We start from the raw sequence: 13779 nt of genomic DNA, 5'->3' as shown, positions 1-13779 counted from the left end.
TGAGAAGCAGAAAAAAACTGTACAAAGCAATGTACAGCTTAAGACTTTCAATATTTCTTTATCATGAGAGTATTCTTCTTGTTTACACAGTTATCATTTTCAATAAAATATTCAACTGTCTTATTGAACTTCTCCTTTTGATCATAAAAAACTGCATGTCCGCTGTTGTTAAATCTGATAAGAATTGAATTCTTGATTTCCTTATGCTGATATTTTGCAAGTGCAAACAGACATACCTTATCATAAATGCCATGAAGGATAAGTGTTGGTACATATATTCTTTTAATGTCACCAAAAAGATCTTCTTCACCAAGCCATGTCTCTGCAATCTGTGCTGTTGCCCAGCCTGATGCCTCAAAGCCTAAATGCATAAACCATTTTAGAAAATATGGACTTGGCTTCTTATAGAAAAAGATTTCTCCAAAATCATTAAGCATCAAAGGTCTGTCATTGTATGTCTGTTTAATTATATTTTCCACTACATTTCTATCGATACCATAACGGAAATATGGTCTCTTTATAAGACTTGGAACAGCTGCTGCACAAAGAATCAGTTTTTTTACTCCACAACCCTTGTGTCTTGCCATGTATCTAGCTGCAATTGCCCCACCAGTTGAATGTCCAAGAAGCGTAAAACCATCAAGCCCCAGTATATCAACTACAGCCTTTAGATCATCACTTAGAGTATTGTAATCATAGCCCTCTGTAGGCTTATCTGACTTTCCAAAGCCACGCTGGTCTATGCCTATACATCTGTAACCCTTCTTTATAAAGTAATCATATTGATATTCAAATAATTCATGACTGCCTGGCCACCCATGAAGAAAGACAACAGTTTCACTGCCTTCTGGATTCATATCCTCAACGTATACTTTAACGTCATCATCTACTCTTATATAACACCCCATATGTTAACTCCACAAAAATACTATTCATATATAGAATATTCACCCATATCTTAAGTAGTTACTGACTTTGAAATATCTTTCTAGTAAATTTAGAATACTATATAGAAAAAAGACTTATGATGAGAACTTGTGGGTGGACAAGCCATCCCAGCATCTCTTCATATGTCTTTCACCCCTTGATGACTAAAGGATGAAATTGCATTATGCTTTATGCATCATCTCTTATAATGTTCTTACTGCAGAAGTAAGTGATTAAGAAGTATCCTCCATAAATCGCTGCTAAAACAACGGCAGCCATTATAATTGATGGTGCTAACTGCTTTGCATCAAAAGTAGAGAATAATGAAAGGGCAAATTTTATTCCAAATACAGCATGAATAACTGCTAAAAGCAGTGGTGCCATAAAGAATACTCCAATCTGCTTGAATAAAGCATGATTTAACATTCTTTCATCTGTTCCTATCTTTCTTAATACATTAAACCTTTCTTTATTATCAGTGCTTTCAGAAAGTTCTTTTAAAGCTAGAATTGCTGCACTTGATATTAAGAAAATCACTCCAAGATAAATTGCTATAAAAGTTATTAATGCACCTTTGCCTACGCTCTCATCACTTATCTGAATCTTAGAATCAAATGTTGTAAGAGTATTAATCTTGTAATTATCCTTCTTAAACTTATTTACGATATTTTCAATACTTTGTTTTCCTTTTTTATCACTTGCATTATAGTTAGCAATCATGACTCTTTCATCCTTCATGCTCTCGTCTACAGCATCATCAGGTACAACGAATATACCAATGTTACTGCTGTCTGATTCCAAATGAACATAGCCTTTTTTACACTTATTATATGATGGATTATAACTCATGTTGTTAATTATAATTGAAGGCTTATTCTTTAATGCATTATTTCTGATTTTTGTCCACGGATCAAAAGAAGTAACAACTGCATATTGATCGTTGCTTACTGACACTGTTTCAAGATTATATAATTTTGCAATTCTGTTATAATCACTAACTTTCATAATCTGTTCAGCAGTATCTTCCTCTAAAAACTGAAATTCTTTTTTCGCAGAGTTTATTGTACTTCCCAAGGTGTTCTTTATAGTAAGATTTTTTGCTTTATAAGTATTAAATTCAACAACATCCTTAAAATTCTTATCTATATTAAACCCACTGTTTTTTAAAGTATAAATTATACTTTTTGATGAATCATCTATAACCTTCGAACTATATGATTTATCTTTGTTAATATTACACTGCTTAGTTAATTCAATATCTACAGGCGCTGATTCCTTTATTTTCTTAGTCATAGAATTCTTTAGTGTTAGTGAAGTAGCTAAAGAACAAATAGTTACAAATAACATTAAGCAGATTATTGTCATTGAAAACACTGTTGTGTTGATTTTGCTGCTTATCTGTCTTTGTGTAAAGCTGTTAAGTCCTCTGTAATAAGATCTTTTCCTTGATTTGCAGATTTTTAATATCAGTCCTGATAATGACCAGAAGATAAAAAATGTTGATACTGCACCTATAGCAATAGGTACACTTAGCTTAGAAGAGGTATCCATGGTTTTAACTCCTCCAGAAACCATGTAATAAGAATATCCCAAAGCACATGATGAAATAATGAAAATAATAGTACATAGTAACGCATTTTTTAAATGAACCACCTCGCCCTTTCTATTTGCATAAAGTAAGTCAATTAATTTGCATTTGTTAACACTAACTGTGTTAAATATCATTACTAGTAAATACATTATTCCGAAATAAATTAATGTTTTGATGCACGCATTCATAGAAAATGTAAACTTAAATCTTGTCATGTTAGCTTCAAACATATTGGCAACTAATAAACTCATAAGCTGTGACAAGCCAAAACCAAGTAATAAGCCAACTCCTAAAGAAATTATGCCGATAAAAAATGTTTCAAAAAATAGAATCATTGATATCTTTCGTTTGCTCATTCCTAAAGTAAGATAAATACCAAATTCCTTGTTTCTTCGCTTAATTAAAAATCGTGATGCATAAATAATCAAGAATCCAAGAATTAAAGCGACTAACACGCTGACTCCTGATAGTACACTATTCATTAATTCCATCATTTCGCTTTTAGATGATGAAATATTCATCATTGCTGTCTGTGAACCTATAGCATTAAAGACGTAGAATATGGCAACTCCCAGGATAAGCGTAAAGAAATAAATTGCATAATCCTTCATACTCTTTCTGATATTTTTTAATGATAAACTAAAGAGCGTCATTTAACTCACCACCTAAAATAGTTACCACATCTATGATTTTATTGAAGAATACCTTCCTTGATGAATCGCCTCTGATTACTTCATTAAAAATCTTACCATCCTTAATGAAAATAACTCTTGAAGCATAGCTTGCAGAAAAAGCATCATGAGTAACCATAAGTATTGTTGCCTTTAACTCCTTGTTTAAAGCTTCAAACCTTTCAAGCAGCATTTTTGCTGACTTTGAATCAAGTGCACCTGTTGGTTCATCACCTAATATAAGTTTCGGTGATGTTACAAGGGCTCTTGCTGATGCTACTCTCTGCTTCTGTCCACCACTCATCTGATAAGGATATTTATTAAGCACCTTTTCAATATCAAGCTGATTTGCTACCTGCTTAATTCTTTTTTCTATTGTAGAAGCACTAACATTCTGTATAGAAAGTGCAAGTGCTATGTTTTCATATGCTGTTAATGTATCAAGAAGATTAAAGTCCTGAAATATAAATCCAAGTTCCTCTCTTCTAAACTTGTTAAGTTTATTTCCTTTAAGCTTTGTTATATCCTCCCCTGCAACTCTAATGTGTCCTGAAGTTACTTTATCTATTGTAGAAATGCAGTTAAGTAGTGTTGTCTTACCAGAACCACTAGCCCCCATTATCGCAACAAATTCACCTCTCTGAACCTCAAAAGAAATGTTATCTATCGCCTTTGTAAGGTTTGTTTTATTTCCATAATACTTTTCAATGTTTTCAATCTTTAATATACTTTCCATAATATCTCTCCTTTCATATACATCATAAATGAAATGAGATTACATGTCGTTTGTTCAATATTACCTAATGTTACAATTCTGTAATGCTATCTCACCACATCATAATAATTATTCTTCTTGAAGATGATGCTGACTTTTGTAAATTCATTTATTTTAGATTCAATTTTTATCTTGTGGCCAAGCTGTGTACAAAGCTGCTTTGCAATGTACAGCCCCATCCCCGTAGACTTTGACTTAACTCTGCCATTGTAGCCTGTAAATGATTTTTCAAAAACCTTTGGCAGATCACTTTCCTTAATACCGATACCATTGTCATGTACTGAAAGGATTATTTTATCGTCCTCTTCTTCTGCAGAAATTGCTATCTTTGACTGCTTGTCCTTTTTGTATTTAATGCTGTTGCTCATTATCTGGTTTAAGATAAATTCAAGCCACTTTGCATCTGTAAGCACTACCTTATCACAGCCATTGACGCTGAATTCTATATTATTTTCTAAAATACTGTCCTTGTTGTTTATAGCAACACTAGACACAACTTTATTCAAATTCACATTATTTATAAGATAATCCTTGTGGACATTTTCACTTCTGACATAGTAAAGTACCTGTTCTGTGTACTGTTCAATTCTTTTAATCTGATTTGTGACTCTGCTGTCATGATAATGATTGTGCATGATTAATGTAAGGTTTGAGATAGGAATCTTTATTTCGTGAATCCACATTTCAATATAATCTTTAAAATCATCAATGGAAATCTTATATTGATTAACAGTTTCCGCCATAGACTTATCTATATCGTATAAAGAGTCATACAGCAGCTCACCTTCATAAAAATGAGGTTTTTTAATTGTTTCAAGCACAAGATACTTCTTATCAAGTCCCTCTGTATTGGAAACCAGCTCATCATAAAACTTCTTTTTCCTAGCAATATCAATGATTAAAACAAGAATTGCTGAAATAAACATGACTATAGACACAGCAATAATTAAAGACTTGTCCACCTTAAACCCAAACATCATCAATAGTATGACTAGGTAAGAAAAACCTCCAATGATAAAGGCGTACATTTTATCAGCAATGTATCTTCCTATTTTCATAATAAAATATACCCCTGTCCTTTCCTTGTCTCGATGGCATCTTCATAACCAATATCCTTAAGCTTTCCTCGAAGCCTGCTGACATTAACAGTTAATGCATTATCATTAATGTACTCATTATTATTCCACAAATCTGTCATCAACTCGTCTCTTGTTACTATCTTGCCCACATGATTAAATAGATACATAAAAACAATCATCTCATTTTTAGTAAGCAGCACCTCATTGTCACCTCTGCCCAGTGTCCCTTTTGATGGATTAATCACCATGTCTCTATACACAAGATTGTCGCTATGTTTATCATATCTCTTAAGTACAGCAGCCACCCTTAAAAGCAGGATTGTAGGATTATAAGGCTTAGTGATAAAATCATCAGCACCATAACTCATGGATAAGACCTCATCAACCTCAGTATTCTTGCTTGTTACCATGATAACAGGCACATCAGATTCCTTCCTCAGGTCCTTAAGCAGCAGCTCACCATTTAAAAAGGGAATGTTTATATCAAGTAAAATAAGATTAGGCTTAATTTCAAGTATTCTATCTTTAGCATTATTAAACGCCTCAAGCATACAAGCATCATAACCTGCATTATTCAATAATTCCTTAAGCTCTTCGCAAATAATCTTGTCATCCTCAACAATAAGAATCTTCTTCATACCGCTCAACTCCTTTATGGTAATTATAACATGGAAAAAGTGGTGGAATGTTACAGAAGTGAAAGGTTAAATTAACGTATAGGGCATAATGCATATTTAAGGACACTTCTTATTGTAAGAAGTTGGCAAGAAAGAAGGATACCAAGTTTATCATACTTTAGAGAATGAGCGTGAAGACTTGAAGATTGCAGGTTGTTGGAGTCATGCAAGACGTAGATTTGCTAATGTTGTAAAATCACTTGGCAAAGAAAAATCTAAGGGTACTCCTGCATATGATGCTTTAAAATAAATAGCCGCTATTTATAATATAGAAGGTTCATTAAGTGAGCTCCCACCAGAGGAACGTCAAAGACAGAGAGAGTTGACAATAAAACCTATGGTTGAGGCTTTCTTTGCGTGGGTAAAAAAGAATAAAAGGTTTGTGCTACCTAAATCAGAAACAGGAAAAGGATTTGAATATCTTCTTACTGAAATACCAAAACATATGGAAGATAAAAATCTAGAATTTTTAGATAATCTTCTACCATGGTCAGATAAACTGCCACAAGAATGTAGAAAAGCTAACCGATAAAAGCTGCCATCGCTTGGCAGCTTTATTTTTTTGTACAGGTACGCATTATTTACCGTTTACTCTAAAATGCAAGATAAAGAACAACGTAAGTTTTATAAGGAAATGCAAAAACAATATAGTCTAAAAAAAGAAAGCGAAGAAGATTTAAAACTTATCGAAGAATGGAATAATAAATTAAAACAATTGTAAAAATATCCTATAAGTTGTATAATTTTTGTACTGAACAATAAAAGGGGTGGTCAATGTGAAATGTGCAAGATGTGGTAGTGAAAATGTTAGTGTACAAACTGAAATGGTAGGTGGAAAAGCTAAATTAAGAAAAACCGGTTGTTTATGGAGTATTGGAAGATTATGCTTAATACTTTGCACATGTGGTTTGTGGCTTTTAGTAGGAAAACGAAAAGGAACTAATAATATTAAATATAAAAATAGAACAGTTTGTATTTGTCAAAATTGTGGTAATAAATGGTATCTAAATTAAAAAATATTTTTAGTAAGCACTTAATAGGTGCTTATTTTTTTGCACTTTTTTAAGAAAGGAGGCAAAAGATATGTAAACGGTAAAACATAGGTACCTCGAATAACTTTAGTTTTTTTGAGATAATTAGCGTAAGCTTTAAAAAACTAATAGTTTTTCAAAGTGGCTAAACTAGTTTTTTGGAGGTACTTGTATTATGGATAAAAGTACTCATGAAATGCGTCTAATGAAATGGACAGCTATCATAAAGGAATGCCGAAGTAGCGGCAAAACCGTTACGGCTTGGTGTAGTGAAAATAATATTAGTAGCAAGTCATTTTATTATTGGCAACGCAAAGTAAGAAATACTGTATTTGATATTATGAAAGATACTAAAATTCAGAGCAATACAAAATTTGTACAACTTCCCGCCCCTATTGATTCTTCAATAGATACGCCTTCTTATAAAGCAGACATGATTCTTCATGTTGGAAATAATATATTAGAGCTTTCTAATAGTACTTCTGAAAATCTCCTTTCTACAGTTTTGAAGGTGATAACGGCCGAGAAATGAATCTGAAGTAAAATCTATTTCATCTCAACAATTTAAATGGTTAATGGAGGGATTGGCTATAGAGCAGAAAAAAGCTATTAAAATCTAGAATTTTTAGATGATCTTCTACCATGGTCAGATAAACTGCCACAAGAATGTAGAAAAACTAACCGATAAAAGCTGCCATCGCTGGCAGCTTTATTTTTTTGTACAGGTACGCATTATTTACCGTTTACAAAACAATTACTGCATCTTCTTTTTTAGCCTTTTCGAAAACCTTTTTTATATTTTTAGGTGTTTCACCTACATATTTGGATTCTAATTCAGGATAATTAACTATAAGTATTTTCTTATTCAGGTAATTTGCCACACCTTCTGCAGTCATACTTTTTCCAGTACCAGGATTACCCCAAAAGTTTAAACATAATGCTCTACCATCGTTTTTATTTCCTTTTATATTCCACTCATTAAAAAGTTTTTCTCTATACTTAATCATAGCAAGAGCAGTTAATATATTATTTTTTGATCCTTCATTTAAATAGATATCATTTAAACTCCACTTCGGTTCAAATGCATTAAAAAGATTATCAGAATTATTAGAGTTATCACTATCTTGATTTTTATATTTTTCAGATGTTTGTATATCTTCTTCATCATTATAAATAACTATTTTTTTAGACACTTCATTGTACTTTGTTGAAGTCCTAGCACAAACTCCAATAATATCCTCTATCCTACCACTAACCATCTGTTCATCTAAAAGGATTGATTTTTCATCTGTTAAGTCCCCAAATTGAGCTCCTAGAATACTATATATTAAATATATATAACGTTTATTAAATTTATAGTATAAAAAAGAACCATTAAAAATAGTTGATTTCTAAATAACTATTCTATAAATTCTATTTTTTCTTCTTTCATTAAACTCTATTATATTTTAGTACATACTCACTTGGCATAAACTTTACAAAGTTGAAATTCAACATATAATATTAAATTTATAAATATTCAAAAAAAGTGATTGTACTAATAATGATATCTTAATCATTATTGATACAATCACTTTATAAATTATTTAAGCTCATTTATCAAAATTTCTTCTTATCCAAGTGCTACATCTAAAATCATCATTAATACAAATCCTACTGAGAATCCTATTGTTGCTAAGTTTGAATGTTCTCCAACTGATGCTTCAGGGATTAATTCTTCTACAACTACATAAATCATTGCACCTGCTGCAAATGCTAATAGTGATGGCATAATAGGTACAAGTACACTTGAGAAAACTATTGTAAGTATTGCTGCTATTGGTTCTACTATTCCTGATAATACACCATATATAAATGATTTACTTTTGCTAACTCCCTCAGCTCTAAGTGGCATTGAAATTATAGCGCCTTCTGGGAAGTTCTGAATAGCAATACCTATAGAAAGTGCAAGTGCTCCAGCCAATGTAACCATACCACTATTAGTAATTACACCTGCAAAAACTACCCCTACTGCCATTCCTTCTGGAATATTATGAATTACAACTGCTAAAACGAGCATTGTAACTTTTTGAATACGACTATTTTGTATACCTTCAGGCTTGTCAGCATTTTGGTGAAGATGAGGAACTAATTTATCAATGGCAAGTATAAATACTACTCCTACCATAAAACCAACTGCTGCAGGAACAAATGCAAACTTACCCATGTAAGCACTCATATTTATTGATGGAATAAGTAGAGACCAAACTGATGCTGCCACCATTATTCCTGCTGCAAATCCAAGAAGGATTTTATTTAAAAGTTCATTTAGTTCATTCTTCATAAAAAACACACAGGCAGCTCCTAATGAAGTACCTAAAATTGGAATTAATAAACCTATTGCTACATTTTTATTCATACACGTCACCTCTTTATTAAATTATATAATAATTGATAATCATTATCAACTAGAATTTTATATGTATTTTATTTTTGATTTTATGTCTATAATTTTAATGATAAAAATAGAACCTCACTGTATAGCGTGTGCATTCTATATAGTGAGGTTCTTATATAAATAATTATCGTAAAGGAATTTATTGATGCTTCTTTGCTGTGTGTACAAAAAAGCTTATATATTTGAAGTTAAAAAATATTTGAAGTTATACTATTTCTATGATCTATTATCTTTATTACTTTCTTAAGTTAAAGTAAGCCTTTTTTCCTCTGTATTCTGCAACATCACCTAGTTCTTGCTCAATTCTTAATAATTGGTTGTATTTAGCAACTCTTTCTGATCTAGCTGGTGCTCCAGTCTTAATTTGTCCTGCGTTTACTGCAACAACTAAGTCAGCTATTGTAGTATCTTCAGTTTCTCCAGATCTGTGTGAAACAACTGCTGTATATCCAGCTCTGTTAGCCATTTCTATAGCGTTTAAAGTTTCAGTTAATGTACCTATCTGGTTTAATTTGATAAGTATTGAGTTAGAAACTCCCATTTCAATACCTTTTTCTAATCTTTCAGTGTTTGTAACGAATAAGTCATCACCTACAAGTTGTACTTTCTTTCCAAGCTTTTCAGTAAGTAACTTCCATCCTTCCCAATCTTCTTCTGCCATACCATCTTCAATTGAGATTATTGGATATTCGTTAACCCAGTCTTCGAAGAACTTAACCATTTCTTCTGATGTGAAAGTCTTACCTTCATGTTCTAATACATACTTTCCATCTTTGTAGTATTCAGATGAAGCAGCATCTATAGCTATGAATATATCCTTTCCTGGTTTGTATCCAGCAACTTCAATAGCTTTCACGATTACATCAAGAGCTCCTCTGTTACTCTTAAGGTCTGGAGCGAATCCACCTTCATCACCGATACCAGTTGAATAACCTTGTTCGTTTAAGATCTTCTTTAATGTGTGGTATACTTCAGCGCACATCTGTAAAGCATCACTGAATGTTTGAGCTCCAGCAGGCATAATCATAAATTCTTGTAAATCTACTGAGTTGTCTGCATGTGATCCACCGTTTAATATGTTCATCATTGGAACTGGTAAAACCTTAGCGTTAACTCCTCCGATGTATCTGTATAAAGGAAGATCTAAAGCATTTGCTGCTGCCTTAGCTACAGCAAGTGAAACTCCTAGTATAGCGTTAGCTCCTAACTTTGACTTATTCTTAGTTCCGTCAAGTTCTATAAGCTTCTTATCGATTGCTACCTGGTCAAATACATTAAAACCAATTAATTCGCCTGATATTACTTCGTTAACGTTATTAACTGCTTTTAATACACTCTTACCTTGATAGTATTCCATGTCTCCATCTCTAAGTTCAACAGCTTCATACATTCCTGTTGATGCTCCTGATGGTACAGCTGCTCTTCCTATTGAGCCATCTGCTAAATGAACTTCTACCTCAACAGTTGGAAAACATCTTGAATCTAAAATCTGTCTTGCGACTATATCTACAATTTCTAAATAATTTCTCATATGTCATACCTCCTTTTGATGAGTTCATTGTAGCAAGATTGAAATTGATTATCAATACTATTTGCAAAGACCTAAATATAGTTGAAATTTTAATTTCATTAAAAATATAACGTTTTTTATTTATATTAATGTAAAGTTTTCTTAAACTTATTTCGTACTTTAAATATTCAGCATGATGGAAGTTCTTTATTTATGTGAATTTTACAGAAATTATTCATTTATATAAGTTTTATCTTCCGGCAGCATATTAGAATATAATTTAGATGATATTCTAAATTATTAATTTTAAATATTTTTAGGAGATAATGATTTTCATTTAAAATTAAAAAATATATGATATATTAACTACAGGCTTAATTTTATCGCGGCAATCTTTAATTTATGGAGATGATATAATTATGGCAAAACAATCAAGATTTAAATTATGTAGAGACTTTGGATTGTCAACACTTTTTAATACATTTTTTATTCGGTCATATTTGCAAGTCTATACTCAACTGGAGTCATATAGTTTAAAGAACTATGAATGCGTTTATTGTTATACCATAATACATAACTTCTTAATTCTAACTTAAGTTCTTCTAAACTATTAAAAATTCTATTGAATGCAAATTCTGTTTTTATTATTTTATATCCAGCTTCCGCCACGGCGTTGTCATAAGGACAGCCTTTCTTACTTAAAGATCTTTGTATTTCAAATGTTTCTAGAATTTCATCAATAATGTTATTTTTACTTTCTCTAAATATTGAAATAATTGCATTTTCAAGTTTAGTATTGCATACTCTAATTTTCCTTTTATAATATACTAAGCTTCTAGGAATATTTAAAACTCTGCACATTGCGCTGATACTGTACTTTTTTTTATTAGATAATATTATTTCTATTTTCGTGCCATTATCAGCGCTGCCTGCTTTATGATATTCTTCTCCTTTTTCACAATTTTTTATATTATATCACGACCGAATAATTACTGTCTAATTAATTATAACCAATCCATTATGTTTTTTCCCATTTGCTATTACCAAGATTACATCTTATAGAAATACATATTGATATGCTTCATCATTTTCTTAGTTGTATCTAAGCCCATTCTTTCTGATTGATAAGTTAAAGTACTTTCCTTATATCTTTCAACCATAATTTCAGCTAATTTTTCGCATACCTTATATGTATTGAATCTATCTTCTGGTTCACAAGCCTCAATAGCTAATTTGATTAATTTGTTTCTAGTTCTTGAGCTGTGTCCTTTTTCCTTCTTTGCAATAGCTTCCTCGTTCATCATGTCTTGTTCTTTCATTTCCATCATTATATAAACCTCCGTATATTTGATTTATAACCAATAAAAATGAAGAATCATCTCAACAACTATATTATATAGTCAACATATTTTATTGTCAGCACTATTATTTTTTAATTTCACTAAACTTTGTTGACTATATTTAATAAAATATTATTTATTCTTAATAAATTACGTTTTTTTTAAAATATATATAGACATTATCTATTAAATAGTCTATAATTCATATATAATCTTTTCAGATTTATTGCATATAATGCACACTTGTATAAAAATACCATATTTATTTTTGAAAAAAAAGTCATATTTTGCATGTGAATTCAATATAAATATAGTACAAAATATATTTATATGTTGTATTTTAAAAATAAGTTATTGGGACTGTATTTTATATACGGATAAAAAAGGAGACGGAAAATAATGAAGGAATTAACATTAAACAAACAGGAATTTGACCAGAGAATGAGTAAATTTGAAAATCAATCACCAAGCAAGGTGAATATTAACAAACTTGATGAGTTTGATAATGCGGTGAAAAATGTGGAATTTTCAGAACCAAGTTTACAATTTTATTATAGAAAAAAGATTTCTAAGGTAAGATTAAATGCACTAAAAGCACAAGGAAAGAACTGTACTAAGTGGGATATGTTTTACAATGATGTTATGAGTGACGAAAATCCTAAAGCCGAACCATTAAAAAAGATACTTAATGTATTAAATGACGAGAATATTCCAGTAGAAAAGCTTGAGAATGTGATTTCAACCGCTGAAAAGGAATTAAAGTCAGAAGAGGTTTTAACTTACATAAATTCTTTACAGGTATTTGATAAGGATAGACTTAATACAGAATTAAGTAAGAAATTAAAACATCTAAGAACTAAACTAAATAGAAATATACCTAATGATTTCGGAGTATGGATAGACCAGTTAAGAAAATCAAGAGGACTAAGCTTTAGAGCACTTCAAGAGAAGAGTGGGGTATCAGCTAGTTACATACACAGGATTATATCTGGGGAACGACAGAGACCTACTATACCTGTTATTGAACAACTTGCAGAAGCACTTGGAGTAGATAAAGCAGAGTTTTTCACAAAATTAAATATGAAACCTACTGAATCAGAGAAAGAACAAACAATTTCACAATTACTTTCTCTTAATGATTACACTATAAATGGTGTATCAGTTACAAGAAAACAAAAGACAGCTATACTTGAATTATTGACAGGTATCATCAATGCTAAATGGTCAACGGAGACACAGTTTGATGAGAGTATACAGATAATGAAGAGTATAGGTACTTTAAAAAAGGCACTTGTAGAGGATGAGGAATAAACATATTAGACATATAAATATTCAACGTGTAAAAGGGGCTGTCGCATTAGCAGTTAAAAACTGCTGGCGGCAAGCTCCTTCTTTCATATACATTTTTTTAAATTCTACATAAAAAATACACCTATTTAAAAATAAGCGCACTTTAATAGACTATATCAAAAATGTAGTTTTTTTATAATTTTATGCTGTTTGTTTTAAATTAAATAGATGTCGTCCTGTATGTTCTGATTAAATTGCTTTGATGTTTCGAGACTTTTAGTCCTCTGTTCCAATGGTGTTTTACAATTATGTCCTTTTATACAGCTAGCTTTAAATTTGCAGTTATTACAATTTTCACAAGTATAAATTGTTTTGGTACTTACATAACCAGTTTTAGATTTTCTTTTTTTTATATCATTTGCGTAAAGCCTTCTATTATTTTTACAGACAT

Annotated in this window: 14 protein-coding genes and 2 pseudogenes; 5 read left to right on the top strand and 11 right to left on the bottom strand. The window is 31.1% G+C overall.

The features are described 5' to 3' along the window. Positions 1 to 47 precede the first annotated feature (47 nt). The 5 genes from FYJ33_RS11670 to FYJ33_RS11650 form a co-directional block, all read right to left on the bottom strand. Positions 48 to 908, bottom strand: coding sequence for an alpha/beta fold hydrolase (locus FYJ33_RS11670; RefSeq protein WP_154531903.1), 861 nt, complete (start codon positions 906 to 908; stop codon positions 48 to 50). A gap of 208 nt (positions 909 to 1116) precedes the next feature. Beyond that, positions 1117 to 3171: an FtsX-like permease family protein gene (locus tag FYJ33_RS11665; protein WP_154531902.1), complete on the bottom strand. Its 2055-nt coding sequence runs from the start codon at positions 3169 to 3171 to the stop codon at positions 1117 to 1119. Next, positions 3158 to 3925 (bottom strand): ABC transporter ATP-binding protein, encoded by a 768-nt coding sequence (locus FYJ33_RS11660; RefSeq protein ID WP_154531901.1) that lies wholly within the window; start codon positions 3923 to 3925, stop codon positions 3158 to 3160. The genes FYJ33_RS11665 and FYJ33_RS11660 overlap by 14 nt, the downstream gene beginning before the upstream one ends. An 86-nt stretch (positions 3926 to 4011) precedes the next feature. Then, the gene (locus FYJ33_RS11655) at positions 4012 to 5022 is read right to left on the bottom strand and encodes a sensor histidine kinase (RefSeq protein WP_154531900.1); all 1011 of its coding nucleotides are present in this window, start codon (positions 5020 to 5022) and stop codon (positions 4012 to 4014) included. Next, positions 5019 to 5681 (bottom strand): response regulator transcription factor, encoded by a 663-nt coding sequence (locus tag FYJ33_RS11650; protein ID WP_154531899.1) that lies wholly within the window; start codon positions 5679 to 5681, stop codon positions 5019 to 5021. The genes FYJ33_RS11655 and FYJ33_RS11650 overlap by 4 nt, the downstream gene beginning before the upstream one ends. Before the next feature lie 148 nt (positions 5682 to 5829). On the opposite strand from FYJ33_RS11650, the pseudogene FYJ33_RS11640 reads away from it, so the two are divergent. From FYJ33_RS11640 to tnpA, 4 genes and pseudogenes are all read left to right on the top strand, one after another. Continuing rightward, positions 5830 to 6252, top strand: a pseudogene (locus FYJ33_RS11640) (IS66 family transposase); the annotation flags it as partial. Between the two features lie 66 nt (positions 6253 to 6318). Then, complete coding sequence (locus tag FYJ33_RS16700; protein ID WP_268891464.1) at positions 6319 to 6441, top strand: hypothetical protein; 123 nt, start codon at positions 6319 to 6321, stop codon at positions 6439 to 6441. A gap of 55 nt (positions 6442 to 6496) precedes the next feature. Then, positions 6497 to 6733, top strand: a complete 237-nt coding sequence (locus tag FYJ33_RS11635) for a hypothetical protein (RefSeq protein ID WP_154531896.1) — start codon at positions 6497 to 6499, stop codon at positions 6731 to 6733. Positions 6734 to 6926: 193 nt separating this feature from the next. Next, positions 6927 to 7283: an IS66 family insertion sequence element accessory protein TnpA gene (gene tnpA, locus FYJ33_RS11630; protein WP_154531895.1), complete on the top strand. Its 357-nt coding sequence runs from the start codon at positions 6927 to 6929 to the stop codon at positions 7281 to 7283. A 211-nt stretch (positions 7284 to 7494) separates the two neighbouring features. Here tnpA and FYJ33_RS11625 read toward each other — a convergent pair whose 3' ends face one another. The 5 genes and pseudogenes from FYJ33_RS11625 to FYJ33_RS11605 form a co-directional block, all read right to left on the bottom strand. Further along, complete coding sequence (locus FYJ33_RS11625) at positions 7495 to 8010, bottom strand: AAA family ATPase (protein WP_154531894.1); 516 nt, start codon at positions 8008 to 8010, stop codon at positions 7495 to 7497. 353 nt (positions 8011 to 8363) lie between these two features. Next, positions 8364 to 9149 (bottom strand): ZIP family metal transporter, encoded by a 786-nt coding sequence (locus FYJ33_RS11620; RefSeq protein ID WP_154531893.1) that lies wholly within the window; start codon positions 9147 to 9149, stop codon positions 8364 to 8366. 274 nt (positions 9150 to 9423) lie between these two features. Further along, on the bottom strand, positions 9424 to 10719 hold the full coding sequence (gene eno / locus FYJ33_RS11615) for a phosphopyruvate hydratase (RefSeq protein WP_154531892.1): 1296 nt from the start codon (positions 10717 to 10719) through the stop codon (positions 9424 to 9426). 465 nt (positions 10720 to 11184) lie between these two features. Beyond that, positions 11185 to 11457: pseudogene (locus tag FYJ33_RS17145) on the bottom strand (IS3 family transposase); the annotation flags it as partial. A 290-nt stretch (positions 11458 to 11747) separates the two neighbouring features. After that, on the bottom strand, positions 11748 to 12026 hold the full coding sequence (locus FYJ33_RS11605) for a hypothetical protein (protein WP_206046681.1): 279 nt from the start codon (positions 12024 to 12026) through the stop codon (positions 11748 to 11750). Between the two features lie 411 nt (positions 12027 to 12437). On the opposite strand from FYJ33_RS11605, the gene FYJ33_RS11600 reads away from it, so the two are divergent. After that, positions 12438 to 13349 carry a helix-turn-helix domain-containing protein gene (locus tag FYJ33_RS11600; protein WP_154531891.1) on the top strand — a complete coding sequence of 304 codons (912 nt, stop codon included), beginning with the start codon at positions 12438 to 12440 and terminating at the stop codon, positions 13347 to 13349. A 194-nt stretch (positions 13350 to 13543) separates the two neighbouring features. Here the strand turns inward: FYJ33_RS11600 and FYJ33_RS11595 are convergent. Beyond that, on the bottom strand, positions 13544 to 13779 hold a 236-nt coding region (locus FYJ33_RS11595; protein ID WP_206046680.1), incomplete at its 5' end, for a transposase.

The organism is Inconstantimicrobium porci (genome assembly GCF_009696465.1).
Lineage (GTDB): Bacteria > Bacillota > Clostridia > Clostridiales > Clostridiaceae > Inconstantimicrobium > Inconstantimicrobium porci.
This window is presented reverse-complemented; position numbering and strand designations above follow the sequence as displayed.